This window comes from Enterococcus sp. DIV1758 (genome assembly GCF_051711985.1).
Taxonomy (GTDB): Bacteria; Bacillota; Bacilli; order Lactobacillales; family Enterococcaceae; genus Enterococcus; species Enterococcus faecalis.
Map to the genome: position 1 here is coordinate 2390691 of NZ_JBIOOA010000001.1, position 26245 is coordinate 2416935.

The 26245-nt window shown below is 38.0% G+C and carries 23 protein-coding genes and 1 other annotated feature; of the genes, 5 read left to right on the plus strand and 18 right to left on the minus strand.

Annotation, left to right across the window (positions count from 1 at the left end):
- Positions 1-94: 94 nt before the first annotated feature.
- The 10 genes from IGJ52_RS11670 to efrA all read right to left on the minus strand — a co-directional run bounded on the left by IGJ52_RS11670 (position 95) and on the right by efrA (position 11161).
- Positions 95-727 (minus strand): response regulator, encoded by a 633-nt coding sequence (locus tag IGJ52_RS11670; protein WP_002355137.1) that lies wholly within the window; start codon positions 725-727, stop codon positions 95-97.
- The gene (locus IGJ52_RS11675) at positions 702-1805 is read right to left on the minus strand and encodes a sensor histidine kinase (RefSeq protein ID WP_002365182.1); all 1104 of its coding nucleotides are present in this window, start codon (positions 1803-1805) and stop codon (positions 702-704) included. The genes IGJ52_RS11670 and IGJ52_RS11675 overlap by 26 nt, the downstream gene beginning before the upstream one ends.
- Entirely contained in the window at positions 1802-2533 is a 732-nt protein-coding gene (gene liaF / locus IGJ52_RS11680) for a cell wall-active antibiotics response protein LiaF (protein ID WP_002381168.1), read from the minus strand. The genes IGJ52_RS11675 and liaF overlap by 4 nt, the downstream gene beginning before the upstream one ends.
- Positions 2534-2683: 150 nt before the next feature.
- A complete protein-coding gene (greA, locus tag IGJ52_RS11685; RefSeq protein WP_002355133.1) occupies positions 2684-3163 on the minus strand; it encodes a transcription elongation factor GreA in 480 nt (159 codons plus the stop codon).
- 260 nt (positions 3164-3423) lie between these two features.
- Entirely contained in the window at positions 3424-4809 is a 1386-nt protein-coding gene (gene mltG / locus IGJ52_RS11690) for an endolytic transglycosylase MltG (protein WP_002419146.1), read from the minus strand.
- A 207-nt stretch (positions 4810-5016) separates the two neighbouring features.
- Entirely contained in the window at positions 5017-5694 is a 678-nt protein-coding gene (locus IGJ52_RS11695) for an HAD family hydrolase (protein ID WP_174092496.1), read from the minus strand.
- A 74-nt stretch (positions 5695-5768) separates the two neighbouring features.
- Positions 5769-6920: a non-hydrolyzing UDP-N-acetylglucosamine 2-epimerase gene (wecB, locus tag IGJ52_RS11700; protein WP_438792124.1), complete on the minus strand. Its 1152-nt coding sequence runs from the start codon at positions 6918-6920 to the stop codon at positions 5769-5771.
- A 13-nt stretch (positions 6921-6933) separates the two neighbouring features.
- A complete protein-coding gene (locus IGJ52_RS11705) occupies positions 6934-7425 on the minus strand; it encodes a gamma carbonic anhydrase family protein (RefSeq protein WP_002367316.1) in 492 nt (163 codons plus the stop codon).
- A gap of 242 nt (positions 7426-7667) precedes the next feature.
- Positions 7668-9437, minus strand: a complete 1770-nt coding sequence (gene efrB / locus IGJ52_RS11710; protein WP_192445242.1) for a multidrug efflux ABC transporter subunit EfrB — start codon at positions 9435-9437, stop codon at positions 7668-7670.
- Positions 9434-11161, minus strand: a complete 1728-nt coding sequence (efrA, locus tag IGJ52_RS11715) for a multidrug efflux ABC transporter subunit EfrA (protein WP_010707113.1) — start codon at positions 11159-11161, stop codon at positions 9434-9436. Before efrA ends, efrB begins: the two co-directional genes overlap by 4 nt.
- A 228-nt stretch (positions 11162-11389) precedes the next feature.
- Here efrA and IGJ52_RS11720 point away from each other — a divergent pair, with 228 nt between their 5' ends.
- The 3 genes from IGJ52_RS11720 to rnjA all read left to right on the plus strand — a co-directional run bounded on the left by IGJ52_RS11720 (position 11390) and on the right by rnjA (position 13980).
- A complete protein-coding gene (locus tag IGJ52_RS11720; protein ID WP_002355126.1) occupies positions 11390-11776 on the plus strand; it encodes a YbaN family protein in 387 nt (128 codons plus the stop codon).
- 304 nt (positions 11777-12080) lie between these two features.
- Positions 12081-12293, plus strand: a complete 213-nt coding sequence (locus IGJ52_RS11725; RefSeq protein ID WP_002355123.1) for a DNA-directed RNA polymerase subunit epsilon — start codon at positions 12081-12083, stop codon at positions 12291-12293.
- A 1-nt stretch (position 12294) separates the two neighbouring features.
- Complete coding sequence (rnjA, locus tag IGJ52_RS11730) at positions 12295-13980, plus strand: ribonuclease J1 (protein ID WP_002355122.1); 1686 nt, start codon at positions 12295-12297, stop codon at positions 13978-13980.
- A gap of 105 nt (positions 13981-14085) precedes the next feature.
- On the opposite strand, the gene IGJ52_RS11735 is transcribed toward rnjA, so the two are convergent.
- The 4 genes from IGJ52_RS11735 to IGJ52_RS11750 form a co-directional block, all read right to left on the minus strand.
- Positions 14086-14286, minus strand: a complete 201-nt coding sequence (locus tag IGJ52_RS11735) for a cold-shock protein (protein WP_002355121.1) — start codon at positions 14284-14286, stop codon at positions 14086-14088.
- A gap of 153 nt (positions 14287-14439) precedes the next feature.
- A complete protein-coding gene (radC, locus tag IGJ52_RS11740; RefSeq protein ID WP_002419144.1) occupies positions 14440-15138 on the minus strand; it encodes a RadC family protein in 699 nt (232 codons plus the stop codon).
- A 56-nt stretch (positions 15139-15194) separates the two neighbouring features.
- Entirely contained in the window at positions 15195-15854 is a 660-nt protein-coding gene (locus IGJ52_RS11745; protein WP_002385286.1) for an HAD family hydrolase, read from the minus strand.
- Positions 15838-17160, minus strand: a complete 1323-nt coding sequence (locus tag IGJ52_RS11750) for a bifunctional folylpolyglutamate synthase/dihydrofolate synthase (protein ID WP_438792125.1) — start codon at positions 17158-17160, stop codon at positions 15838-15840. Before IGJ52_RS11750 ends, IGJ52_RS11745 begins: the two co-directional genes overlap by 17 nt.
- Before the next feature lie 248 nt (positions 17161-17408).
- On the opposite strand from IGJ52_RS11750, the gene IGJ52_RS11755 reads away from it, so the two are divergent.
- Together IGJ52_RS11755 and IGJ52_RS11760 are read left to right on the plus strand one after the other, a co-directional pair.
- Positions 17409-19973, plus strand: coding sequence for a YfhO family protein (locus IGJ52_RS11755; RefSeq protein WP_438792126.1), 2565 nt, complete (start codon positions 17409-17411; stop codon positions 19971-19973).
- Positions 19966-20565, plus strand: coding sequence for a TVP38/TMEM64 family protein (locus IGJ52_RS11760; protein WP_002355114.1), 600 nt, complete (start codon positions 19966-19968; stop codon positions 20563-20565). The genes IGJ52_RS11755 and IGJ52_RS11760 overlap by 8 nt, the downstream gene beginning before the upstream one ends.
- A gap of 46 nt (positions 20566-20611) precedes the next feature.
- Here the strand turns inward: IGJ52_RS11760 and IGJ52_RS11765 are convergent, their stop codons facing one another.
- The 4 genes from IGJ52_RS11765 to thiI all read right to left on the minus strand — a co-directional run bounded on the left by IGJ52_RS11765 (position 20612) and on the right by thiI (position 26189).
- Positions 20612-23254 carry a valine--tRNA ligase gene (locus IGJ52_RS11765; protein WP_002415875.1) on the minus strand — a complete coding sequence of 881 codons (2643 nt, stop codon included), beginning with the start codon at positions 23252-23254 and terminating at the stop codon, positions 20612-20614.
- A gap of 102 nt (positions 23255-23356) precedes the next feature.
- Positions 23357-23596: a binding site (T-box leader), on the minus strand.
- A gap of 49 nt (positions 23597-23645) precedes the next feature.
- On the minus strand, positions 23646-24134 hold the full coding sequence (gene tpx, locus IGJ52_RS11770; RefSeq protein WP_002367321.1) for a thiol peroxidase: 489 nt from the start codon (positions 24132-24134) through the stop codon (positions 23646-23648).
- A gap of 63 nt (positions 24135-24197) precedes the next feature.
- Entirely contained in the window at positions 24198-24845 is a 648-nt protein-coding gene (locus IGJ52_RS11775) for a redox-sensing transcriptional repressor Rex (protein ID WP_002365189.1), read from the minus strand.
- A gap of 129 nt (positions 24846-24974) precedes the next feature.
- Positions 24975-26189, minus strand: coding sequence for a tRNA uracil 4-sulfurtransferase ThiI (gene thiI, locus IGJ52_RS11780; protein ID WP_002359156.1), 1215 nt, complete (start codon positions 26187-26189; stop codon positions 24975-24977).
- Positions 26190-26245: the final 56 nt, after the last annotated feature.

A 26245-nucleotide genomic window follows, 5' to 3' on the forward strand; every position in this document is an offset into this window, starting at 1 on the left:
CCGCTCCTGTCTGTTCGTTAAAATTAGTATAACAAATCCATAAATAAATTCCTAGAAGGATTTCCTAGAATTTATTTATGGATTTATCTGATATTTATTTGGCTAAACCATGTTGAAAAGCATAAATCGCCGCTTGGGTCCGATCATCCACATCTAGTTTTGCTAAAATGTTTGAAACATGTGTTTTAACTGTTTTCAAAGTGATAAAGAGTTCATCAGCTATTTCCTGATTACTTTTACCTTGTGCAATCAACATTAAAATTTCGTGTTCTCGATTTGTCAAATCTTCATGCAACACCGGCTCTTGTTTTTTTGTTAACCGTTCCATCATCTTATGCGTCACTTCAGGTTCCAACACACGCTCTCCGCGATAAGTCGCCCGAATTGCATCAGCAATCTCATGTGCTGTTGATGTTTTTAATAGGTAGCCCGCTGCACCAGCTTCAATCGCCGGATACACTTTCTCATCATCAATAAAACTCGTCACAATAATAATCTTGGCTTCTGGCCAATCTTTCAAGATCGCTTTTGTTGAATCAATGCCGTCCATTTCTTCCATTACCAAATCCATCAAAATAACATCTGGACGTAGTTCCAATGCTTTTTCATAGCCAATCTTACCGTTTTCTGCTTCGCCTACGACTTCTATATCCTCTTGAATAGATAAATATGATGAAACGCCTAAACGGACCATTTCATGGTCATCCACTAACATTACTTTGATCACTTGCAGTTTCCTCCTTTATGACAGGAACTTTAATTTCAACGCTGGTTCCCTGCCCTTTAAAACTAATAATTTTAACTGTACCGCCCATGCCGACAACACGTTCTCGAATATTATTTAAGCCATAACTACCGGCTTTATTACTTTGTTCCTTCATATCAAAGCCGACACCATCATCAACAATACGCAATAACACGTTTTTATCGACTTGGTGTAAGTATACCTCTAATTCCTTTGCTTTGGCATGTCTTAAGGTATTGGAAAGTAATTCCTGCACAATTCGGAAAAGATGATCCTCAATGCTGCTATTTAAATGAACATCTTCAACATCCCAAATCAATTCAATTTTAATTTTTGTTTGTAGTTCTTTCAGTAATTGTTCAATACCTTTACGCAAACTTTTTCCTTCTAGACTGATAGGACGCAAGTGCAATAGTAACGCGCGCATTTCCGATTGGGAGGCATTAATGATTTCTGCCACCATGGCTAGTTGTTTACGATATGGTTCCGGGGTTTCTGTTCGTTGTGCTTGTTCATTTAAGGCAGACAACATCATCATGGCTGCAAAAAGTTGTTGACTGACTGAATCATGCAACTCCCGCGCCAAACGATGCCGCTCGTTCTCTAAAATTTCTTCTTTTGTTTGCCCATCCATTAATTGCGGCCGACTGTTTAATAATTGCAATTCTTTAGACATCTCTAATAATTTATTTTTAATCGACCAAATATCTTGTTCGACTTCGGTTAGATAATGATCTTGATTTTCACTGGTCGTTGGTTTGTTTAAGACTGGACTTTCATAATTGCCATTGGCCAATAACCGAAGTTTTTCTTCAATCCGTCCATATTGCCCTTTTTGAACCAATGAAATCAGTAAAAAGGTCAATAAGCCTATTAGTAAGGATATGAGAACAATGTGCACAATTAGTGGTAGATAAAAGACTTTTCTCTGAAGAAGCTCTAATAGCCACCGGTTTTGTTTAATCGAATGAAAATATGAAAACAATGTAATTAAGATAACAATAAAGGTGCTAAGGGACGCATATAATGAAATCATGCGTCTTGAAATCCGATCGGTCATACACGGATCACCTCAACATCTCCTACTAAAGTGTTCGTCATAATTTTCAAACGACGAAGATTGGTATCATAATCATTGCTGTAAATTTTTAATGATTCGTTTTTCAATTGATATTTTTCTTCTTCAAAACGTACCGTTCCGTAAAAAGTTGAATGTTCTAACAAAATAGCTACACCTAACGGCACTAGAATTCGCGTGCGGCCAAAACCTTTACGAATAATAATAATATTGTCTTCTTTCGGTAGTAGCGTATTACCTAAATCAATAATGGTGTCCCCAGAGATTAAATCAATATTGATGTCATCCCATTCATAGATATTGTTACCAATGCGTTCGTTGGCAAACCAGCGGCGTTTAAATCGTTTGCCATTTTTAGGTTCTTTTGCCGCCGTCTCTACCATAATCATTTGTTTTTTACGCCAAGGTGCTCGTTCAGCTATATCCACGCCTGAAATCTCAAAGCCTTTTAAGCCGATAAAGAGTACGCCAAAAATCAACATAAACCAAACAGCCGTGCTGTTCATTGCACCAATGACAATAAAAACAACGCCGAGGACGAATTGAAAGTTGTTAAAATGTGTTTTAGATGCTTTCCTGGAAACGTAGGCCACAAGTAAAACGCCAATTGTTAATAAAACAGCTAATCCAGGATTATGTACAATTTGCCATAACGCCAGAATAAAAAGTAATGCTTCTGCGACGATAAAAAAGCGCCAAGGGTTATTCATAGATTTGCCTCCTCCCTCTGTCATTTATTTTACTCGTTTATTTTATTTAATCATAGTGGTTTGCGCCTCAGGTTACCATAGGACTTTAGCCCTAAATGTCATAGATTGCGAAAGGACAGGCCTTGGAAGCTGCCTGCCCTGCTCAATTATTTAGTTTGCTTCAACTTTTGTAATTTTAACTGTCATGTCGCCACCAGGGGTTGCAATAATCACTTGATCGCCTAATTGTTTACCAATTAAGGCTTGCGCAATCGGTGAATCGTTAGAAATTTTACCAGAAAATGGATCGGCTTCGGCACTTCCTACGATTGTGTATTCCTCTTCTTCTCCATCAGGCAATTCTTGGAAAGTAACTGTTTTACCGATGGAAACTTCGTCTTGGTCCACGCCATCATTGTCGATGATTTCTGCAAAACGAATCATATTTTCTAACGTTGTAATACGTCCTTCAACGAAAGCTTGTTCATCTTTAGCTGATTCATACTCTGAGTTCTCTGAAAGATCCCCAAAGCTACGAGCGATTTTAATACGCTCTACGATTTCTTTACGTTTAATTGTTTTTAATTCTTCTAGCTCTTGTTCTAATTTTTCTTTTCCTTCAAGAGTCATAGGATATACTTTTTCTACCATGTTAATTCTCCTTTTTCGCTTAACGATACGTAGTTCTTGGTTGGTTATTGAAAAAAATTCCGCTTTCAATCCACAAAAGAGTACCACGCTTTTTCTAAATTGTAAATATAATTATTGAATTTTTGTGATTTTGCTAAATTTTATTTATATAAATTTCTAGTTGCTACTCTTTCTCTCTGTTAAACAGATTACTTTTTGAGTATCTAAAAGCTTGGTGAATCATACAAAATTGATTCACCAAGCTCTTTTATGTTTTCATTTTATTCACTACTTGAATTATTGACATACTGATCTACTAATACTTGATGTTCTTCATATGTTTTTGAGAAGTATACTTTTCCTGTAGAAATATCTGCTACAAAGTATAAATAGTCACTTGGTGTCGGATTCAAGACTGCTTTAATTGACTCCTCACTTGGGCTATCTAATGGTCCTGGTCCATAACCAGTATTTTTATACAAGTTATAAGACGAGTCCACTTCCAGGTCAGCATACGTTACAGTTTCTTTGTGTTCTCCTAGAGCATACAAAATAGAAATATCTGATTGGATCGGCATATCAGCAGCCAAGCGGTTAAAGAATACTTGCGCAATTTGTTTGCGGTCTGCTTCTTTGACTCCTTCTTTTTCAACCAATGAAGCTAACGTTAAGACTTGCTGATTGGTTAAATTCTTTGCATGAATTGTCGGCGTATATTGTTCCATTACTGTGTTCATTTTAGCAACCATCTGTTCGACAAATTCAGGAAGTGTTGCTTTTTTGTAGTAATCATAAGTCGCCGGGAACAAATAACCTTCTAAGCGATAACGAACACCTTCTGCGGTTGCAGCACTTTCAAGTAAATCAGGATACTTAGCCTTCATTTGATTGAAGAAGTCTTCATTTTTCATTAATGCAATGAAATCTGCTTTCTTGAAATCCGTATTTTTTTCAATGGCTTCGCCAATTTTATCTATATCGTAGCCTTCAGGAATCGTTACTTTGCCATCTGCGATTTTAGTTGGTTCTGGCGTGCCTCCTTCTTTTAGCATTTCACCAATTTCATCGAGTGTCATGCTTGGAGACATTTGATAATAGCCCGCTTGAAAATCTGTTAAGTTTTTAAATTTTACGTAGTAGTTAAAAACCATTCCGCTTTTAATGACGTTGCTTTCTTCTAAAACCGCAGCAATTTGCTTATTAGAAGATCCTTCTGGGATATGCACTTGAACAAGCTTCTTATTGTTCTTGTCTAGTGGTTGTAGCCCAGCGTCTACATATTTATAAAAAGTAAACCCAAAGATTGCCATCATTAAAACCAATACAGAAACTACAATTAACACGATACGACCGACTAAACGATCTTCTTTTTTACGTGTTTGTTTTTTTGTATTTGTTGGCTTTTCGTCTGTTTCAATCAGGGTTGGCTCTTCGACTGTCTGTGTTGTCTTGTCTTTCCCACGTCTTCGAGCAGCTCTAGAACCTGCACGTGTTTGTGTTGTGCGGCTCGCTGTTTCTTGTGATTCATCAGATGAAGGTTGGGGAGACCTATCATTTTTTTCAGAGGAATCAGGTTGATCGCCATCATTTCTACCTTTTAAAGACCCAGTTACTTGATCTCTAAGCGAAGATTTGGGATCTTGGTTATTTTGGTTATCATTAGCCAAAACTAACCCTCCTTACTATTCTATCGTTTATGACTGAAACTATTATACATGAAACCTCTTTAAAATTAAATGTTTTTAATAAAAAGACCGTCATTCCCCGATAAAAAATTCATCATTGACAACGTTTAAAGCCTATGATGGCGCTTTTCTATTGAAACGATAATAAATCTTAAAATCCTCCTAAATTTATCGAAAATCCATTTTCTATTAGGAATTTTGTAGCAAAATAGCACCTAAGTCTTTAGGCGATTGTACTAGGAATGTCGCTCCCGCCTCTTGTAACTCTGTTTCTTCACCAAATCCATACAAGACACCTATACTATCTAAGCCATTTTGTTGAGCACCAAGAATGTCATGATTACGATCACCAACCATGATAATCGCTTCTTTGGTTGGGTCTAATTGAGCTTCCGTTAATGCATACTGAATCACATCTGCTTTTTTAGAACGATGACCGTCCATACTCGCTCCATAGATGCCTGTAAAATAACGATCTAAATCAAAATGAGTAATAATCTTTTTAGCAAATTCTTCTGGCTTGGAAGTCGCAATGTATAACTTTGCTCCCGCTTCCTTTAACCTTGTTAGTACCTCTGGGATCCCTAGATACACATGATTTTCAAACATACCTTTTCTCTGATAATACGCTCGATAATGACTCACGGCTTGTTGCGCTGCTTCAGCTGAAGGCGCCATGTGCAAAAACGACTCATATAAAGGCGGCCCTATGAAAGAACGTAACGTCTCCTCGCTAGGAGCTGGCCAGCCTAATTGTTCTGTTGCGTATAAAATAGAACGCATAATGCCGCTACCAGAATCCGTAATTGTGCCATCTAAATCAAATAAAATCGTTTGATACATCTTCACTTCACTACTTTCTAGCATTTTTTGTCTAATTGATTCTTCAAAATAAGATACGCAAAAGAAGCACATTTTTCAGCGCTTCTCTGCCTTTTTATTTATTTTGCTGTAAACGTATCTGGTTTTTTATCTGATTGCTGCATTTCATAGGCAATGGCTTCAACGATTCGACGGCTAGCTTGACCATCCCCATACGGATTTTGTGCATGCGCCATCGCGTGGTAAGCATCAGAATCAGTCAATAATGTTTTCGCCTCTTGATAGACTTCTTGTTCGTCTGTACCAACCAATTTCAATGTTCCTGCCGCTACGCCTTCTGGACGTTCCGTTGTATCTCGTAAAACTAAAACTGGCACACCTAAGGAAGGAGCTTCTTCTTGCACACCGCCAGAATCAGTTAAAATTAAAGAACTTTTCGCTGCAAAATTTTGAAAATCTTTGACATCCAATGGTTCAATTAAATGCACACGAGCTAATTCACCTAAGTGTTCCGCTACTATTTCACGGACTTTGGGATTTTTGTGCATAGGGAAAATGACTTCAATTTCTGGATGTTCCATTACAAGTCGACGAACAGCTTTAAAAACATTTGCCATTGGCAGGCCTAAATTTTCACGACGATGCATTGTAATTAGCACGATGCGTTGGTCTGTAGGGATTTTTTCCAATAAATCATTTTGATAGTGGGCATCAACAGTGTACGCCATCGCGTCAATCGCTGTATTGCCAGTTACATAAATATGTTCTTCTGGATGATTTTCTTTGATTAAATTGTCCTTACTTTGAGTGGTTGGGGCAAAATAAATATCCGTTAACACGTCTACCAGTTGACGATTCATTTCTTCCGGAAACGGAGAATATTTTTGCCAGGTCCGCAATCCTGCTTCCACATGTCCCAGCGGAATCTGTTGATAAAAAGCAGCCAATGCAGCCGCAAATGACGTGGTTGTATCGCCATGAACCAAGACAATATCCGGCTGTTCTGTCACAAGAACCTCAGTTAATAAATTCAAAACACGACTTGTAATATCTGTTAAGGTTTGCCCATCTTTCATGATATTTAAATCATGATTCGGTGTAATTTGAAAATCTTCTAACACTTGATCCAACATTTGGCGATGTTGCGCTGTTACGACTACTACAGAGTCAAATCCTTCACTTTGCTCTTCTAAAACTTTGATTAAGGGCGCCATTTTGATCGCTTCTGGCCGTGTTCCAAAAACCGTCATTACTTTAATTTTCTTCATCATTTTCCTCCTAATTCTATGTTAGTTTCGGGTATTTTTGTTGGCGAAATTCTTCTGCTCGTTGAACGTAATGTAAGGCGTTCGTATGATTACTGGCTATTTCTGCTGCCGTTAACGGACGGATAACCTTCGCGGGTCGACCAAATGCTAAAACATTTGGCGGGATAATTTTGCCTTCCGTCACTAAAGAGCCCGCACCAATCAGGCTGTTTTCTCCAATAATAGCGTTATTTAGAATGGTTGAACCCATGCCAATCAAAGCACCATCACCGATTTTACAACCGTGTAACATGCATTGATGACCCACTGTTACATACTTGCCTACAATTGTCGGGGCATCTTCATCAACATGAATAATCGTGCCATCTTGAATATTACTACCTTCACCAATGGTAATTGTGTTACTGTCACCTCTTAAGACCGACTGAAACCAAATATTACTATCCTTCGCTAGTTGTACGTTTCCATAGACATCTGCACTAGCAGCAATAAAATACTCTTTTTTCAAACTCTGTCACCTCTTTTCATTAAGTATAGACAAGAATTACTCACTTTCATAGTAAAAAAGACAAGAAAGAGGTCGGGACAGAAGCGTTTAACTCCGAGAAATAAGAAGGAATTTCCGAAAATTGTTCTATAATTTTTGGATAATTTCGGCTTATTTCCGAAGGAGTTGCTTCTGTTCCCGCCGTTTATCAATTTTTAAGCCTGGGACAAAAATCCAAAGTGATTTTTGTCCCAGGCTCTTTTTTATTCCTCATAGTCGCCTTCTTCAGCGAATTGACTATTGTATAGTTTTTCATAGAAGCCACCTTGTTCCAGCAACTCATGATGCGTACCTTTTTCAATGATTTCTCCTTGTTTCATAACAAGAATTAAATCAGCTTCACGAATAGTTGATAGGCGGTGGGCAATAACGAAACTCGTTCGTCCTTCCATGACACGATCCATTGCTTTTTGAATTAAGGCTTCCAAGCGTGTATCGACTGAACTAGTCGCCTCATCTAAAATCAAAATTTTCGGATCAGAAATTACCGCTCGGGCAATGGTCAACAATTGTTTTTGACCAAGGGAAACGTTATCTCCCTCAGAATTGATTTCCATTTCATACCCGTCTGGCATTGTCCGAATGAAGTGATCCACATTGGCCGTTTTCGCTGCATCCACAACTTCATAATCCGTGGCATCCAACTTCCCAAAACGAATGTTATCTGCAATGGTACCTTTATACAACCAAGCATCTTGCAATACCATTCCAAATACAGATCGGACATCACTACGGTTCATTTTTTTCGTGTCAATGCCATCAATTTTAATGGCGCCTTCTGTTACATCATAAAAACGCATCAGTAAGTTGATTAAGGTTGTTTTCCCAGCGCCAGTTGGTCCCACAATCGCAACCATTTGGCCCGCATCAACTTTAAAGTTCAAATTACGAATTAACGGTTTTTCTGGGTCATAACTAAAGCTGACATTTTCAAATTCAACAGAGCCTAAAATAGGTTCTGACAAAGGAACATCTTGTTCGTTAAGTTCTTCTTCTGGCTCATCTAGGATTTCAAAAATCCGCATGGTCGAAGCTGAAGCGCTTTGTAAAGCTGCAGACAACTGCGTAATATTCCCCATTGGTTGGCTAATTTGCCAAATATATTGAATAAACGCTTGTAATTGCCCCACTACGATCACACCAGCAACCACATAGTAACTACCAAGGACAGCTACCCCGATATAGGTCCCATAAGCAGTCATTTGAACCAATGGCAACATTAATCCTGAGATAAAGGATGCTTTGAAACCAAAACCATTTAAGCGATGATTGACTTGTTTAAAGCCTTCAAGGGTTTCTTTTTCCCGACCATATAGTTTTAAGACACTGAACCCAGTCATATTTTCTTGAACATAACCATTTAAGTCTCCTAAAGAATTTTGCATTCCTTGGAAATATTTCTGGGAGATTTTAACAATTGTTCTGGAAATAATCAGCGACAACGGAATCATAATCACTGAAAAAATCGCCATCAGCGGATTGATTAAGAACATCATCACTACAGCCATCACAATCCCTAAGACTGCTGAAACAATGTTGATAAAACTTTGTTGCATCGCATTGCTGACAGCATCCACATCGTTCGTCACCCGTGACAAAATATTTCCTTGTTGGTTCTTATCAAAATAAGAAACTGGCAAACGATTGATTTTTTCTTCAATATCTCGACGTAAATCGCGCATGGATTGTTGAACGACATTCGTCATTAAAAAGCCTGACAAAAATTGTGCCACACAATAACCTGTTCCCACAACTAAAATCCAAATTAAACATTGGATTACATAATCAAAGTTGATTGATTCACCGGCCACAATATTACGGCTAATTTCTGTCGTTGGTAATCCAGTCAAATAAGGCAACGCTGCATTAAAGGCAACGGTTAATATTGTAAATAAAATAACTAAATAAAACGTCACTCGGTACGGTTTAATATAGCGACCGATTCGTTTCATAGAAGAAAAGGCGTGTTTCATGCTAATTCCTCCTCTGACAATTGAGAAGCCGCAATATCATAGTAAATTGGACAAGTCTCAAGTAATTCACGATGTGTGCCAATTCCGACCACGTCGCCTTCGTTTAAAACAACAATGCGGTCCGCATGCATAATTGTTCCAACACGTTGTGCCACAATTAAAACAGTGGATTCTGTTGTTTCTTTTTTCAGACGCGCTCGTAAATTTGCATCTGTTTGATAATCTAACGCAGAAAAACTATCATCAAATATATAAATTTCCGGATTGCGAATAATCGCCCGTGCGATAGCTAAACGTTGTTTTTGACCACCAGAAAAGTTCGTGCCACCTTCTGAAAGAGGTTCATCATAGCCTTGCGGTTTTTGTGAAACAAATTCTGTAGCTTGAGCAATGTCAATTGCTCGTTCCATTTCTTCTAACGTCGCATCTTCCTTACCGTAGCGAAGATTATCAGCAATTGTACCAGTAAAAAGTAGCGCTTTTTGTGGAATATAGCCAATCTTATTGCGTAATGCACTAAGTTGGTAATCTTTTACGTTCACTCCATCGATTAAAATTTCACCTTCTGATACATCATAAAACCGTGGAATCAATTGAATTAATGTTGATTTCCCACTACCTGTGCTCCCAATAAAGGCCACTGTTTCACCAGGTGACGCCTTAAAACTTACATTGCGGATAACTGGGCTTTCCGCATGTCCAGGATAGGCAAAGGTTACATTTTTAAACTCTAGATAGCCTTTAGTAGCTGTTTCTGTTACGCCTTCTTCTTCACGAATAGCTGGTTCCATGTCTAAGGCTTCTTGAATCCGTGAAGCCGAAACCGCAGCCCGAGGATACATCATAAAGACACTGGCAAATAACATAAACGAGAACAGCGCATGGAAAATATATTCAATAAAAGCTATTAAATTCCCAACTTCTAAATCCCCGTGGCTGATTTGAACAGTCCCGCTCCAAATGATTAAGACCATCACAATATTAAATAAGAAAAAGAAGCCTGGTTGGGCTGCTGCCATTAAACGAAACAAACTTTTTGAACTTTTAGTGTAAGTTTCATTGACTTTATTAAAACGAGATTCTTCAAATTTTTCATTAACAAATGCGCGTATTACCCGCAATCCAGAAAGATTTTCTCTTAAAATCCCATTGATTCCATCTAAGTTCTTTTGTTGCTTTTTAGATAACGGTTCTGACAAACGAGCAATTCCGACAACTGCTAGCAGCAGAAAAGGCAAGGCACCTAAAACGTACATTCCTAACGACGGACTCGTTCGCATCACCATGTAAAGACTGGCAATAAACATCACTGGCGTCATAAAGCCAAGACGTAAAATATTTCCCATGAAGAGCATAATTTGGTATGCATCATTGGTAGTTCGCGTAATTAAGGAAGAAACCCCAATACTTTCATATTCACTGTGTGAGAAAGTTTGAATCTTTTCAAATAAATCATCACGAATATCACGAACAATGTTTGTTGTAATTCTGGCACCAAAGTACCCCAGCAAAATATTCATTGCGACACCAATAATCGTAATTACAACCATCCAAATCCCTTGCTGATAAATATAGTCCATATCTTTAGGAATAATTCCTTTGTCAATCATTCGTGCTAAAATGGTCGGCAAGCCTAATTCAATTAAAATAAAACCAAACACACAAATAAAATCAGCGAAAAGTAATTTCTTATAACGCATTGTGTAACGCCACATTAACTTCAATTAATCATCTCCTTCTTATCTTACTTTAAATTTTCTAGTACTCCCACTGTATCAAAAAGAAATCGGTAATACAAGCTGTCTGGCTAGAAAAAACAGCCTTTCTCTTTCTATCCTTTCTCTTTTAGATTTTCTAAAAAATAGATAATTTTAATGATTTACTTATACGATTAAAATTGCTACTTCCTTTTGATTGTGCCATAATTGGGAAAAACTGAAAGGACCCTTTGAATGAAAAAATTATTCTTCATTTTTCTCGGTTCCTGTACGTTTGCTTTAGGCACGTTAGGAATCTTTTTGCCGCTTTTACCCACCACTGGTTTTTATTTATTAACGGCCTTTTTTTGGATGCGTAGTTCAGATAAACTTTATAACAAATTTTTAGCTTCTTCTTATTATCAAAAATATATCCAAGAAGCCTTCTTTGAGAAAAAAATTACTCGTAAAGGCAAATGGAAACTATTTATTTCCATGTTTCTTTTATTTGCCATTCCGTGTTTAATTGTCCGAAATACGTTGATGACTACGACTTTAGCGATTGTTTATTTAGCTCACGTGATTGGCTTAAGTTGGTATTGGCGTCCTAAAAAAAAGGCACTCGAACTGGATCAAGAATAAGGTGAAACAAGAAGTTTGTTTTTTTTAAAAGTCCAGTGAGTGTTTCTATACTTCCTTATCATTCTATGATAAAATAAGCTTAATTGTTGTTATTCACAACACACGGGACGGTTGAAAAAGAACACATAAAATCAAATACCCAGAATGAAGCAAAGTCGAGGCTTCATTTCATCATTAACAGATGTTTTTGATGAGCATTCTTTTTTAGGTGATCAGCACCTCGTTTTGTTGTGTTTAATTTTCTGTCTTAAAATGAAAAAAACTATAAATTGCTACTATTAGTAGCTGAAGGAGAAATGAATCGATGATTTACAAAGTATACTATCAAGAAACAAAAATCAGAAACCCAAAAAGAGAAGACACAAAATCTCTTTACATGGAAGCCGATAGCGATGTAATCGTGCGCCAATTAGTTGAAGAAAATACCCCATACAATATTGAATACGTTCAATTATTAGACGAAAAACATCTTGCTTACGAGCAAGAACATGCGGACTTCACTCTAACGGAGTTTTAACATGAAAGTAAACATAAAAAATAACGAAACTGGCGTTTTTGCAATCGGTGGTTTAGGCGAAATTGGAAAAAACACATATGGGGTACAATTCCAAGATGAAATTATCATTATTGATGCTGGGATCAAATTCCCAGAAGATGATTTACTTGGGATTGACTACGTGATTCCAGATTATAGCTACATCGTTCAAAATTTGCATAAAGTCAAAGCACTCGTTATTACCCACGGTCACGAAGACCATATTGGTGGCGTTCCTTATCTTTTACGTCAAGCGAATATCCCAATCTATGCGGGACCACTAGCCTTGGCTTTAATTACCAACAAACTAGATGAACATGGTTTATTGCGAGAAGCGGAATTACACGAAATTAATGAAGATACGGTGATTCGTTTTAGAAAAACAGCGATTAGCTTTTTCCGGACGACTCACAGTATTCCTGATGCCTTGGGCGTTGTGGTTAAAACGCCTTCTGGTAACATTGTCGCAACAGGTGACTTTAAGTTTGACTTTACACCCGTTGGCGAGCCAGCTAACTTGCACAGAATGGCAAAATTAGGTGAAGAAGGCGTCCTTTGTCTTCTTTCAGACAGTACCAATGCTGAAATACCCACCTTTACAAAATCCGAAAAAACAATCGGGACCTCTATTTTAAAAATCTTTGAAAAAATTGATGGTCGGATTATCTTTGCCAGTTTTGCTTCAAACATTTTCCGTTTACAACAAGCTGCTGATGCAGCCGTGAAAACCGGTCGCAAAATTGCTGTTTTTGGTCGTAGCATGGAAAATGCCATTGTCAATGGCGAACGCTTAGGCTACATCAAAGTGCCAAAAGGAACGTTTGTCGATGCGGCGGAACTGAATCAATTGCCAGCAAATGAAACAATGATTTTATGTACTGGCTCTCAAGGAGAACCTATGGCCGCGCTTAGTCGGATTGCTAACGGTACACATCGCCAAATTAGTATTCAACCAGGCGATACGGTTGTTTTCTCAAGTTCACCAATTCCTGGGAATACGACAAGCGTTAACCGTTTAATCAACTTATTATCTGAAGCCGGTGCGGAAGTTATCCACGGAAAAATCAATAATATCCATACTTCTGGTCACGGTGGACAAGAAGAGCAAAAATTAATGCTTCGCTTGATGAAGCCTAAATATTTCATGCCTGTTCATGGTGAATTTAGAATGTTAAAAATCCATGCTTCGCTCGCTCAAGATACAGGGGTTCCTGAAGAAAATTGCTTTATCATGGGCAACGGCGATGTCTTAGCTTTAACGGCTGATAGCGCACGTCCTGCTGGTCACTTCAATGCTAATGACGTGTACGTTGATGGAAATGGTGTCGGCGATATCGGGAATGTTGTTTTACGGGATCGTCGTATCTTATCTGAAGAAGGTTTAGTTTTAGCGGTAGCAACAGTTGATATTAAAAATAAAGAAATTATGGCTGGTCCAGACATTCTTTCCCGTGGTTTTGTCTACATGCGTGAGTCTGGTGATATGATTCATGAAGGCCAACGTCTTTTATTCAATGCTTTACGTGAAGCAATGAAAGATAAAAACTGTACCGAAGCAAAATTAGGCGAAGCCATGACGACCGCTTTACAGCCTTTCTTGTTTGAACAAACAGAACGTCATCCAATGATTCTGCCAATGATTATGACTGCCACAGTTAGTGATCAATAAAGCTCTCATTTAATAGAGAAGAAAAATGTTTGTCCATTTTTCTTCTCTATTTTTTCTAACAAAAAAACACCTAACATGCGTTAGGTGTTTTTGGATTATTTTTTATTAGTTTTTTTCTACGTTAACTGCTTGAGGGCCACGGTCTGAATCTTCAACATCGAAAGTCACTGCTTGACCTTCTTCTAAAGTTTTGAAACCATCACCTTGGATAGCTGAGAAGTGTACGAATACGTCGCTTCCGTCTTCGCGTGAGATAAACCCAAAACCTTTTTCTGCGTTAAACCATTTTACTGTTCCTTGTTCCATTCTTTTGTTCCTCCTCGTGCATTTGCACATAAATAGTCGTAACTTTGCTCGCTTCCAATAGAATATTTAAAAAAATTTAAAAAGTCTACATAATTCCAAACAAGATTACCCTTTCATTTTACACGTGATAAAATATTTTTGCAAGAATTGTCCTCATTCTGAAGCAAAAAAATTCTCTTCTCTCAAACTAATGTATCCGCTATCACCAACAATAATATGATCCAACAATTGAATCCCCATCATTTCGCCACATTCTTCCATTCGTTTGGTAAATTGAATATCTTGTGGAGACGGTGTCGGATTGCCAGATGGATGATTATGAGCTAATAGTATGCGAGCAGAAGAATATTTAACCGCTTCCCGAAAAATTTCGCGTGGATGAGCAATACTTTGATTCAGTGATCCTTTGAAAATCGTTTTCTGTTGGATAATGTCATTCTTGGTATTCAAGTAAATACAAATTAAATGTTCTTGTTGCAGCCCCTTCATCTCTTGGAGTAATCGTTGAGCGACTTGTTGACTGGACGTAACTTTGCCAAATTTGATTTGACTACTTTGATAAATTCGACACCCCAATTCAATGGCCGCACGTAATTCAATGGCTTTCACTTGTCCAATACCTTTAATAGCCATTAACTCGTTCAACGTGGCTTGCTGCAAATAAGAAAGTTGCTTAAACTGTTTTAATAGCGTTGCGGCAACAGTCATCACGTCTGCTTCTTTTGAGCCAGTTCGTAACAGAATCGCCAACAACTCTTGATTCGATAATGCTTTTTCTCCTATCGCTAAGAGCCGTTCTCGTGGTAAACAATCACTCGGCATATCGCGAATAAACAGATCCGATACTTGCATAAAAAAAACCTCCTTTGCTAGTCATTAATAAACTACGCAAAGGAGTGTTGTTTTTATTATTTTAAATAATGTGGCGCTTGATGTAAACTCTCCAAGACATGTAATGTTTTCTCTTGGATAACTTCAGTTGGTTGCAATAAATCAGGTACCATGATCACTGGAATGCCCGCACTATGAGCCGCACTTACCCCATGAAATGAGTCTTCGAAAATCAAGGTTTTCGGGGCTTCTGTTCCTAAAAGTTGACGAGCTTTTTGAAAAATTTCTGGGTCCGGTTTTGCTCGTTTAACATCCTCTGCTGAAACGATCCCTACAAAACGATCCTGAATCCCAGCATGGCTTAATAACATTTCAATTGCTGGACGGACGTTACTTGAAGCAACCAATCGAGGAATTTTTTGATCATCTAAAAAGTCGAGAAATTCCACCACCCCTGGTTTTAAAGGGACGTTACCAGATCGAAACTCTTGCAAGGTATCATCATAAGAACGGCGGATAAATTCTTCCACTGTGTCGTGACCATAAGATGCATAAATACGTCGGTAATTCTCTTGTACTTCTTCATCGGAAATCCCAACATAGTCTAAATAGACTTCTTTACTATATGGTAACCCCATTGCATCTGCTACTTTTTGAGTAGATGTATAGTAAATCAACTCCGTATCAAAAAGCAACCCATCCATATCAAAAATTACGCCATCAAATTTCTTCATCATTTCCTCCTATAGTTAAAAGTAATTCTCTTACTTGAGAAACAAAATATAATGAACCTGTTACTAATAATAAATCATCTGTCGACATTTTTTCTAAAATTTCGCCTAAGCCAAATTGCCATAAAGACACAATTTCTGTTAAATCGTCTTCATATTTTTCCATTTCTGTAAGTGCAATAGCTTTAGGATAATCGAAGCTAGTTAAGTAAAGATGCGCATTCGATACTTGCTTTAAGTCCTGAATCATCTCATCCACATCTTTAGTTGCTAAAGCTGAAAATAAAATATGAATCGTGTGTTGTGGAAACTCTTTGCGCAAGTTTTCAACTAAGCGTTTTACTGCGTGATCATTGTGGGCACCATCTAAAACAATCAACGGTTCATCACTAAGACGTTCCATTCGAGCTGGCCATTGCGCTTTAGCTAACCCTTGAGTAATGTCTCGTTCTTTAAACGGCAAATGTTGTAGTTGGCAATACTTGTCAAATAATTGAATAGCTACCGCCGCGTTTTCTACTTGGTGACGCCCCAACAAGGGAACTTTAATCTTTGTCAGTTTGCCCATTTCTCCATAGAAATTAAATATTTCCCCCCATTGTGTGTCAGGATGTAGATATTCCACTTGATACTCTTTGCCAAAACGAAAAATTGGACTCTGTTTTTCTTGTGCGACTTTTTCAATGACTGCTAGCGCATCAGCACAAATATTGCCTGTTACTACTGGGACTTTTTCTTTAATAATACCCGCTTTTTGATAGGCAATTTCAGCAATTGTTTCACCTAAAATTTCTGTGTGATCCTTCCCAATTGTCGTAATTCCCGTCAATAATGGCTTCACGACATTGGTGCTATCAAGTAATCCACCTAAGCCAACTTCAACAACGGCGATATCCACTTGTTCATTCACGAAATAGTCCAAGGCCATTCCTGTCAATGTTTCGAATTCTGTAATTCCAGCCACTTCAGTGATTTGGTCTAATTCTTTAATGATTGGTTGATACTTTTCCACATAGGTAATCAATTGTTCGTCTGAAATTGGTTGACCATTTATCGCAATTCTTTCATTAAATGATTCAATATAAGGAGAGGTAAAGGTTCCGACTTTCAAGCCCATTTCTTCTAATAGACAGCGTAAATATGTCACGGTTGAGCCTTTACCATTGGTTCCTGCGATATGAATCGTTGACACTTTGTTTTCTGGATGATCAATTTTTTCTAATAACGCATTAATCCGATCCAAACCAGGTCTTGAACCAAAGGATAACCGGCTATGAATCCATTCAATGGCTTCTTCTATTGTTAATTGCATCTTGTCCAACTCCTTGTCTTCTTCTACATTATAACTAAGTTAGGTGACTTTTTCACTAATAACCAATTGAAACTTTTTCTTGAAAACTTTTTGCATTTTTCATAATTTTGCGTTATTAGCGGATACATTAATGAACTTATGGTAAACTAACATTCTGGATGGTTCGTTCCAGCCAGCCAATTAAAAACTATTTTTAGAGCGTTCAACACGCTTATTCATGATTTTTTTATAAAGGTGGACTTATTTTGATGAAAAACAAATCGAAGCTTTTATGGTTAGGAAGTTTTTTCTTGCCGTTTTTACTTCTGTTGCTTGTATGGATGACATTACAACTTGCGCCTTTTGGTGACAACAACTTATTAGTTAGTGATTTAGGCACACAATACATGCCTTTCTTGAGTTTTTTAAAACGCTCTTTTCACGAGGGAATAACTACATTCTACTCTTTTTCCAATGAGATTGGTGAGTCGATTGTTCCTTTGGCAGCCTATTACTTACTGAGCCCTTTTAATGTGTTGGCTTTCTTTTTTCCTTATGAACAATTACCTATAGCAATTTTATGGATTATTACCTTAAAACTTGCCTTGATGGGTACTACGATGTTTAGCTATTTAAAATACACCTATCAAAAAGTTGATGGCACCACGTTACTTTTTTCAACCTCCTATAGTTTCTGTGGCTTTGTCACCGTCTATAGCCAAAACTTTATGTGGTTGGATGCACTGATTCTATTCCCGCTTATCTTATTGGGACTCCAACGTTTATGGGATCAACGCAAATGGGGCTTATACAGTATAACCCTGTTTTTAGCCATTGTGACGAATTACTACATGGGTTATATGATTTGTCTCTTTGCTGTTTTGTACAGTATCTATTGGTTCTTTAAAAAGAATACCCAAGCCCATGCTATTCGGCAATTTTTTAAACAAAGTCCGTTATTCATCCTCGTTTCTTTTTTAACAGGAACTGCAACTAGCTTTTTATTATTACCTGCAGCAGAAGGGATGCTCTATACAAAAAAAGCAGATTTTGATGTCTCGACGTTCTTTTTAACGCCTAAGTTCAACACTTCGTTCTTCTCGCAATTAGGCTTAGGTTCTATTAATTATGAGTTGCGTTTAGACCATTTACCAACCGTTTTTGCTGGATTATTTGTGACACTCCTCTGTGTTGCCTATTTTCAAACGAAACAAATTGCGTTAAAAGAAAGAATAGCTTCAGCAATTCTTTTATTCATTCTCTTTTTAAGCTTTTGGTTAGAAGCCTTTAACACTGTGTGGCACATGTTTCAAAGCCCAGCTGGGTTCCCTTACCGAAATGTCTTTTTCTTTAGCTTTTTATTGATTGTCTTTGCCTATGAAGCTTGGCTTAAAAGAGTGACCATTCCTTGGTCCGCACCTATTATTTTTAGTCTGCTGTTAGTCATTGGCTACGGATCTTTGTATTATGGTCCACAAAAGAATCTCTTAATTTCGATCAATTATTTATGGCTAAGTTTACTTTTTATTTGGTTGATTTTCGTTTGCTTGCGTTTAGCACACAAAAAGGCCTTAAGAAACTATGTAGTCGTGGCTTTATTCTTACTTGTCAGCACGGAATTAACAACGAATTTCTGGATTTCTTTTAAACATATGCCCTTTGGTAGCCAAGCAACATTTGCCCAAGATTACCGAAAACACAGCCAATTAATCGATGAAAAAATGGCCTCAGCACCAGAACTTTATCGCATGAAACAAGTCATTCCTTCCAAAGAAACAGGGTTCCGTGAAATCAATAACGGCTACAACAATCCTTTACTTTATGGCTACGCTGGCGTTTCTAGCTATACTTCGACTTTAACTGCCACTACCCAAGACACATTAAGTGCGCTAGGTTTGTATCGAAAAAATGATCGCCGGATTGCTTATGTGGATAATTCACAACTAACCAATTTACTTTTAAATGTGAAATATGACTTTTTACCAATTGAAAAACCTACGAGTGAAAAATTGCTAAAAACAGTTGGTTCCACGAAAATCATGGAAAATGATGAAGCGATCGGTATGGGCTTTTTGGCGCCAACCGCATTAACCAAGTTAAAATTAGCAAAAAATAATCCTTTAGATGCCCAAGAAGAACTCCTGCAAATGCTCGTGCCGACGGATAAACCTTACTTTAAAACAGCTTCGTTGATAAATGAACCTCATCATACCAACGAAACAATTGAAGCAACCTTTAAAGTGAATAGCACTGGCGACTTGCATCTTTATATTCCGAATTTAAAATGGAAAAAGGTTACACAATTGAAGGTAAACCAACAAGTTATCTCGACGCCAATTTATATTGCAACCAATCAGCTGTTCAATTTAGGGCATTTTGAAAAAGGAACTACCGTGACCCTGTCACTAACTGCTGAACAAGTGGTTGATTTAACTAATTGGCAGCTTCAAACTTTAGACCAAACAGCCTTTAATCTTGCGGTTGACAAATTACGCCAACAAGCTCTTCACGTGAATGCAACTAAAAAAGGCCATTTAAATGGCGCACTGAATGTACCTGGAAATGACACTCAGTTACTGTATACGTCCATTCCTTATGACCAAGATTGGCAAGTCAAATCGTCGCTACAAAAAGAACCATTAAAAACACAACGCATTCTAGGTGGCTTTTTAGCTGTTGAAGTCCCAGCTGGCAAACAGCAGTTAACCTTTGCCTATCATCCAAGAATGATTTATCTCGGCACTGCCGTCAGCGGAACGATTTTACTGGGGACGGCTGGTTATCTTGGGTTTAAAAAATACCGTCGAAAACGTCAGGAGGCCACTCATGACTAATCAGAAAAAATTTTTAAATGGACTCATTCGGTGGTTACCCCTAGTTGGACTGGTGCTTTTCTTCGGCTTAATTTTATGGGGATATTCCAGAGGAATTTTTCATTCTGTTGCTTCCTTGCAAGCTTTTATTAAACAGTTTGGTAACTATGCGGTTCTGTGTTTCATTCTTTTACAAATCGTCCAAGTGATTATTCCTATTCTACCTGGAGGAATCTCTTCTGTTGCAGGAATGTTGATGTTTGGCAATTTGCAAGGCCTTTTGTATAGCTATCTTGGGTTGATTATTGGTGAGTTTATTGGCTTTTTACTGGTTCGTTACTATGGACGTAGCTTTGTAAAAATAATCCTTTCACCCAATAAATACAAAAAATTTGAAGAGATTTTAGACAAAAATGAACACAATGTCAAAAAGCTCTTAATCTTTACTATGTTAGTCCCCTTCGCTCCAGATGATATTGTTTGTTTAGTGGCGGGAATTACAGATATATCTTTAAAGGAATTCATGAAAATTGTTCTTTTATTGAAATTCTGGTCTGTGGCTACTTACAGCTATTTAATGTTGTATTTGTTTCAATTATTTGGCAAATTATAATAAAAAGACAACAAAACCAACGTTTGGTTTTGTTGTCTTTTCTTTTTTAGATTGAACGTAATTGGGCAATCCGTTCTTTGACAGCCTCTTGTTTTTCAAGGTAGTCTTTTTCTTTTGCACGTTCTGCTTCCACGACCTCATCTGGTGCATTTGACACAAAACGTTCATTTGAAAGCTTGCCTTGCACACGTTTGACTTCTTTTGTCCATTTGTCTAATTCTTTTTCTAAGCGAGCAATTTCTTCCTCGATATTAATCAACCCAGCTAATGGTAGGAATAGTTCTGCGCCTGTTAATACAGCGGACATGGCTAATTCTGGCGCTTCTATTTCACGACTGATGACTAATTCCTCTGGGTTACAGAAGCGTTCTAAGTAGCTAGTATTAGCTGTTAAAAATTCTTCTACTTCTGTATCGTTTGTTTTAATTAACAAGGTAATTGGTTTAGAAAGTGGTGTATTCACTTCTGCTCGAATATTCCGAACTGAACGAATGACTTCTTTCAGAACTTCCATTCCTCGAGCTGCTGCTTCATCGTTAAATTCTTCATGCACAACTGGATACTCTGCCACAACCAATGACTCACCTTGATGCGGAATTTTTTCCCAAATTTCTTCTGTTACAAACGGCATAATTGGATGCAATAAGCGTAAGATTTGATCCAATGTGTACACCAAGATGCTCCGTGTTGTTTGTTTAGCTACTTCATTGTCTCCGTAAAGAATCTCTTTACTCATTTCAATATACCAATCACAGAAATCATCCCAGATGAAGTTGTATAATTGACGACCTGCTTCACCGAATTCAAAACGATCAAATAATTCTGTCACACGGGCGACTGTTTCGTTTAAGCGCGTTAAAATCCAACGATCAGCGACAGTCTTTTCACCACTAAAGTCAATATCTGCAGCAGTCATACCTTCTACATTCATGATAACGAAGCGACTTGCATTCCAGATCTTATTGATAAAGTTCCAAGAAGCATCCATTTTTTCATAACTAAAACGAACATCTTGACCTGGAGCTGAACCATTTGATAAGAACCAACGTAACGCATCTGCACCATATTTTTCGATGACATCCATTGGATCAATCCCATTCCCCAATGATTTACTCATTTTGCGTCCTTGCTCATCACGAATTAAGCCGTGAATTAAGACATTTTGGAAGGGACGTTCACCTGTAAACTCTAAACTTTGGAAAATCATACGACTCACCCAGAAGAAGATGATGTCATAGCCAGTAACTAATGTGCTTGTTGGGAAGTAACGTTGATAATCTTCGCTTGCTTCGTCCGGCCAGCCCATCGTTGAAAATGGCCATAATGCAGAACTAAACCATGTATCTAAGACATCACTATCTTGAACCCAGTTTTCACTGTCGGCTGGTGCTTCCATTCCAACATACATCTCGCCCGTTTCTTTGTGATACCAAGCAGGAATTTGATGGCCCCACCATAATTGTCGCGAAATAACCCAATCATGTACATTTTCCATCCAACGTAAAAATGTTTGATTGAAGCGTGGTGGATAAAATTCAACAGCGTCTTCTGTTTCTTGATTTTTCATTGCTTTTTCAGCTAGTGGTCCCATTTTTACAAACCATTGGGTCGATAAACGTGGTTCCACGACAACGCCTGTTCGTTCTGAATGGCCCACGCTGTGATTCATTGTTTCGATCTTAATTAAGCGACCTAGTTCTTTCAAGTCAGAGACAATCGCTTTACGTGCAGCAAAACGATCCATTCCTTCATATTTTCCAGCCAGTTCATTCATCGTGCCGTCTTCGTTCATAACATTTACTCGAGGTAAGTCATGACGATTACCGACTTCAAAGTCATTTGGATCATGGGCAGGTGTGATTTTTACAACCCCTGTTCCAAATTCCATATCTACATAGTCATCTGCAATAATTGGAATTTCTTTATCGACTAATGGCAAGACAACTGTCTTACCAATAAGTTCCTGATACCGTTCATCTTCTGGATGGACCGCAATCGCCGTATCTCCCAACATTGTTTCAGGACGCGTTGTCGCAATTTCAACAACACCAGAACCATCTGATAATGGGTAGCTCATGTGGTAAAAAGCTCCTTCAATATCTTTATGGATTACTTCAATATCAGACAATGCTGTTTTCGCTTTCGGATCCCAGTTAATGATATACTCACCACGGTAAATCAAATCTTTCTCGTAAAGAGAGACAAACACTTTACGAACAGCCTCAGATAGCCCTTCATCTAAAGTGAAACGTTCACGGCTGTAATCTAAAGAAAGACCCATTTTTGCCCACTGTTCACGAATGTGAGAAGCATATTCTTCTTTCCATTCCCACACTTGATCAACAAATTTTTCACGACCTAAGTCGTAACGTGAAACTCCTTGTTGTGCTAGTTTCTCTTCTACTTTTGCTTGCGTGGCAATTCCGGCATGGTCCATTCCTGGTAGCCATAACGTATCAAAGCCTTGCATTCTTTTTTGGCGAATAATCATATCTTGTAATGTTGTATCCCAAGCATGCCCTAAGTGTAGCTTCCCTGTTACATTAGGTGGTGGAATAACAATTGAATAGGGCTTCGCTTTTTTGTCGCCACTTGGTTTAAATAAATCTTGATCTAGCCATTTTTGATAACGGCCAGCTTCGATTTCTGTCGGTTGATATTTCGTTGGTAAGTTTTTTTCTTCTGACATTTTTTCCCCTTCTTTCTTAAAATACGCGATTTGGAGCGGTAATTATTTTACAAATGAGTTTTTTGAGCTAAACACTAAAATACGCCCTAAAATACTTTCGTATTTTAGGGCGTAGATTCATCTTATTTACGCGGTACCACCTAAATTGCATTTGAATTGAATTCATTCAAATGCCACTCATTCGTGAGATAACGTTCACGAAACGAATCGTTCTACTAACGTACTGTGTTCAAACCATTGACTCACAAGCTACCTTCTCACTGGTTGTGTAAAAGTCTTGCACCTGAACGACTTTTTCTCTAAAACGACGCCAATGATACTCCTCTTGTTCGCTGTCTTTGCTTCATTCTACAATGAAGCGCAAGCAAAGTCAATTTGTAATCTAGAGGGATTACACTTTTTTTGCAGCTTCTAACGCTTGTTGATAATCGGGTTCCGACGAAACTTCTGAGACGATTTCTTCATAAACTAACGTTCCTTCTGGGTCAATCACAAAAATAGCACGTGCTAAACGGCCCATTTCTGGAATATACAAACCATAAGCTGCACCAAATGAGTCTTCAGTATCATGAAGCATTTCCATTTCGACACCCTCAGCGGCACACCAATTTGCTTGTTCTTCAACTGTGTTATTGGAAATCGTGATAATCTGAACACCGTCTAATTTCGCCGCTTCTTGATTGAAACGTTTCGTTTGCAGTGAACAAACACGTGTGTCGATATCAGGAACCACACTAATTAAAACCGTTTTACCTTTATAATCTGCCAAGTTGATTTCTTGGTTGTTTAAATTTTTCAAAGAAAAGACGGGGGCTTTTGTGCCAACTTCGGGCTGTTCACCTGTCAATTCTAATACGTGCCCTTTTCTTGTAACATTCATTCTGAAATCCTCCTTTTCCACTTTCAATAATAAGTATAGTAGAGGATTTTTATGAAGACAATTTTATTGCTTTGGGCTATTTGCTAGTGAAAAAGTTTCATTAAAATAAATCAGTGTTTGCAGTTCCGTTGTTAAATCAATATACTGCACACTAACGTTGGCTGGCACACTGACACGGTCTGGCGCAAAATTTAAAATCGCAGTCACACCCGCTTGAACAATTTTGTCGATGGCTTTTTGGGCATGGTGACTTGGCACTGTAGAAATGGCTACCGTGACCCCTTCTTGTCGAACGAATGCTTCTAACTCAGACATATCATGAACTAATAATCCATTAATCGTGGTGCCAACTAAAGCTGAATCATTATCAAAAGCACAAACAATATTCAAATTCTCGTTGCGTCTAAAATTATTTTTTAATAATGCCTTGCCTAAATTGCCACAACCAATCAGAGCAATTCTTTTTTCTTCTTGCGTATTTAAAATATTACTAAATACCTCAATTAAATACGGCACATCGTAACCATAACCGCTTCGGCCCAGTTCACCAACATGGGAAAAATCACGCCGAATCGTTGCAGAAGGAATCTGGATCATTTCACTAAACTCTCGTGATTTAATACGTTTAACACCAGAATCCCCTAACATTTTTAAATAACGTAAATAAACCGGCAAACGTTTTGCCGTTGCTTTAGGCATTTTTTTCTCCATCCTCTGTCCTCCTTGTTACCTACTTCACATATTCAGTTTATCACGGTTCCCCTCTCCGAGCAACTTGTTTGTGAAATAAGTACAAAATAAATACAGTGACGTCTAAGCGACCGTCACTGTATTTATTTCTTATAGAAAATCTGCAAATTCGTCTTCTTGTTTATCTTTCGCTGTTTCTGCTGAAATCTCTGTAATTTTGAGCCCTTCTAAGGCCCGAGCCATTAAACCTTCCAAGTCTAAGCGCGCTTCATAATCTTGCGCTTTATCTAAGCGAGGTCGTGTTTTCGGTTGCGGTGGCGCAAAAATTGTACAACAATCTTCGAAGGGTTGGATGGCTAATTCAAACGTGTCAATTTTTTCGGCAATTTCGATAATTTCTGTCTTATCCATTGAAACAACGGGGCGAATTATCGGTGTTGAGGTAACCTCATTAATTGCTACCATACTTTGAAGTGTTTGCGAAGCCACTTGTCCTAACGATTCACCATTAATAATGACTAAACCTTTCCGCATTTCACGAATTGCATCTGTTAAGCGTAACATTAAACGTCGTGTAATGGTCATTAAGTAGCCTTGGGGAACAACTCGTTTTATTTCTTCTTGAATTTCTGTAAAGGGCACTTCAATAAATTGAATAGTTCCTACATAAGGGACTAATTTTTCAGCTAAATCTTTGGCCTTTTGTAACGCTTGTTCACTTGTATAAGGTGGACTAGCAAAATGGACAGCTTCCACTTCCACGCCACGTTTCATAGCTAAATAACCTGCAACTGGTGAATCAATGCCTCCTGACAACATCAACATACCACGACCACTGGTGCCCACTGGCAATCCACCCGCACCACGAATCGTTTCATAAGATAAATACGCCGCATCTTTACGAATTTCAATTCTTAAGTTGATATCAGGCTTTTTCATTTGTACTTGAATTTCCGGGATGGCTTCAATAACAGCCCCACCTAATTCTTGATTCAAGCCATTTGAATCAAGTTCAAATGAATGGTCCGAACGTTTAGCAGTAATTTTAAACGTCTTACCTGGCGTATAAACTTCCCGAACAACCTCTTGAACCATTGCACGAATCGCTGGCATTTCTTTTTCAATACGAATACTTGGCGAAAAATTTTGAATCCCAAACACTTTACTTAGTTTCGGAATCACTTCTTCACTATCTTCCCCATTTAATAAAATATGCATTCTGTCTCGATCTGCATGGATTTTCAATGCTGGAAAATCAGCTAACGCACGTTTCACATTTTGTGCTAACTGCATGATAAACGTTTTACGATTTTTTCCTTTAGTTGATAATTCGCCATAGCGAACCATAATTTCTGTATATTTCACTCAATTAATTCCTCTCTGTTCCTGTATCTTCACAGGTCAATGTCTTTGCAAATTAT

Coding starts and splice junctions, on each gene's coding strand:
- IGJ52_RS11775 (WP_002365189.1), bottom strand. CDS start 24,845: ATGGAGAAAAAAATGCCTAAAGCAACGGCAAAACGTTTGCCGGTTTAT.
- IGJ52_RS11695 (WP_174092496.1), bottom strand. CDS start 5,694: ATGCTAGAAAGTAGTGAAGTGAAGATGTATCAAACGATTTTATTTGAT.
- IGJ52_RS11765 (WP_002415875.1), bottom strand. CDS start 23,254: ATGTCAGAAGAAAAAAACTTACCAACGAAATATCAACCGACAGAAATC.
- rnjA (WP_002355122.1), top strand. CDS start 12,295: ATGAAAGTAAACATAAAAAATAACGAAACTGGCGTTTTTGCAATCGGT.
- IGJ52_RS11725 (WP_002355123.1), top strand. CDS start 12,081: ATGATTTACAAAGTATACTATCAAGAAACAAAAATCAGAAACCCAAAA.
- IGJ52_RS11760 (WP_002355114.1), top strand. CDS start 19,966: ATGACTAATCAGAAAAAATTTTTAAATGGACTCATTCGGTGGTTACCC.
- efrB (WP_192445242.1), bottom strand. CDS start 9,437: ATGAAACACGCCTTTTCTTCTATGAAACGAATCGGTCGCTATATTAAA.
- IGJ52_RS11720 (WP_002355126.1), top strand. CDS start 11,390: ATGAAAAAATTATTCTTCATTTTTCTCGGTTCCTGTACGTTTGCTTTA.
- IGJ52_RS11735 (WP_002355121.1), bottom strand. CDS start 14,286: ATGGAACAAGGAACAGTAAAATGGTTTAACGCAGAAAAAGGTTTTGGG.
- IGJ52_RS11675 (WP_002365182.1), bottom strand. CDS start 1,805: ATGACCGATCGGATTTCAAGACGCATGATTTCATTATATGCGTCCCTT.
- radC (WP_002419144.1), bottom strand. CDS start 15,138: ATGCAAGTATCGGATCTGTTTATTCGCGATATGCCGAGTGATTGTTTA.
- liaF (WP_002381168.1), bottom strand. CDS start 2,533: ATGAATAACCCTTGGCGCTTTTTTATCGTCGCAGAAGCATTACTTTTT.
- tpx (WP_002367321.1), bottom strand. CDS start 24,134: ATGAATGTTACAAGAAAAGGGCACGTATTAGAATTGACAGGTGAACAG.
- greA (WP_002355133.1), bottom strand. CDS start 3,163: ATGGTAGAAAAAGTATATCCTATGACTCTTGAAGGAAAAGAAAAATTA.
- IGJ52_RS11750 (WP_438792125.1), bottom strand. CDS start 17,160: ATGCAATTAACAATAGAAGAAGCCATTGAATGGATTCATAGCCGGTTA.
- wecB (WP_438792124.1), bottom strand. CDS start 6,920: ATGATGAAGAAAATTAAAGTAATGACGGTTTTTGGAACACGGCCAGAA.
- IGJ52_RS11745 (WP_002385286.1), bottom strand. CDS start 15,854: ATGATGAAGAAATTTGATGGCGTAATTTTTGATATGGATGGGTTGCTT.
- IGJ52_RS11755 (WP_438792126.1), top strand. CDS start 17,409: ATGAAAAACAAATCGAAGCTTTTATGGTTAGGAAGTTTTTTCTTGCCG.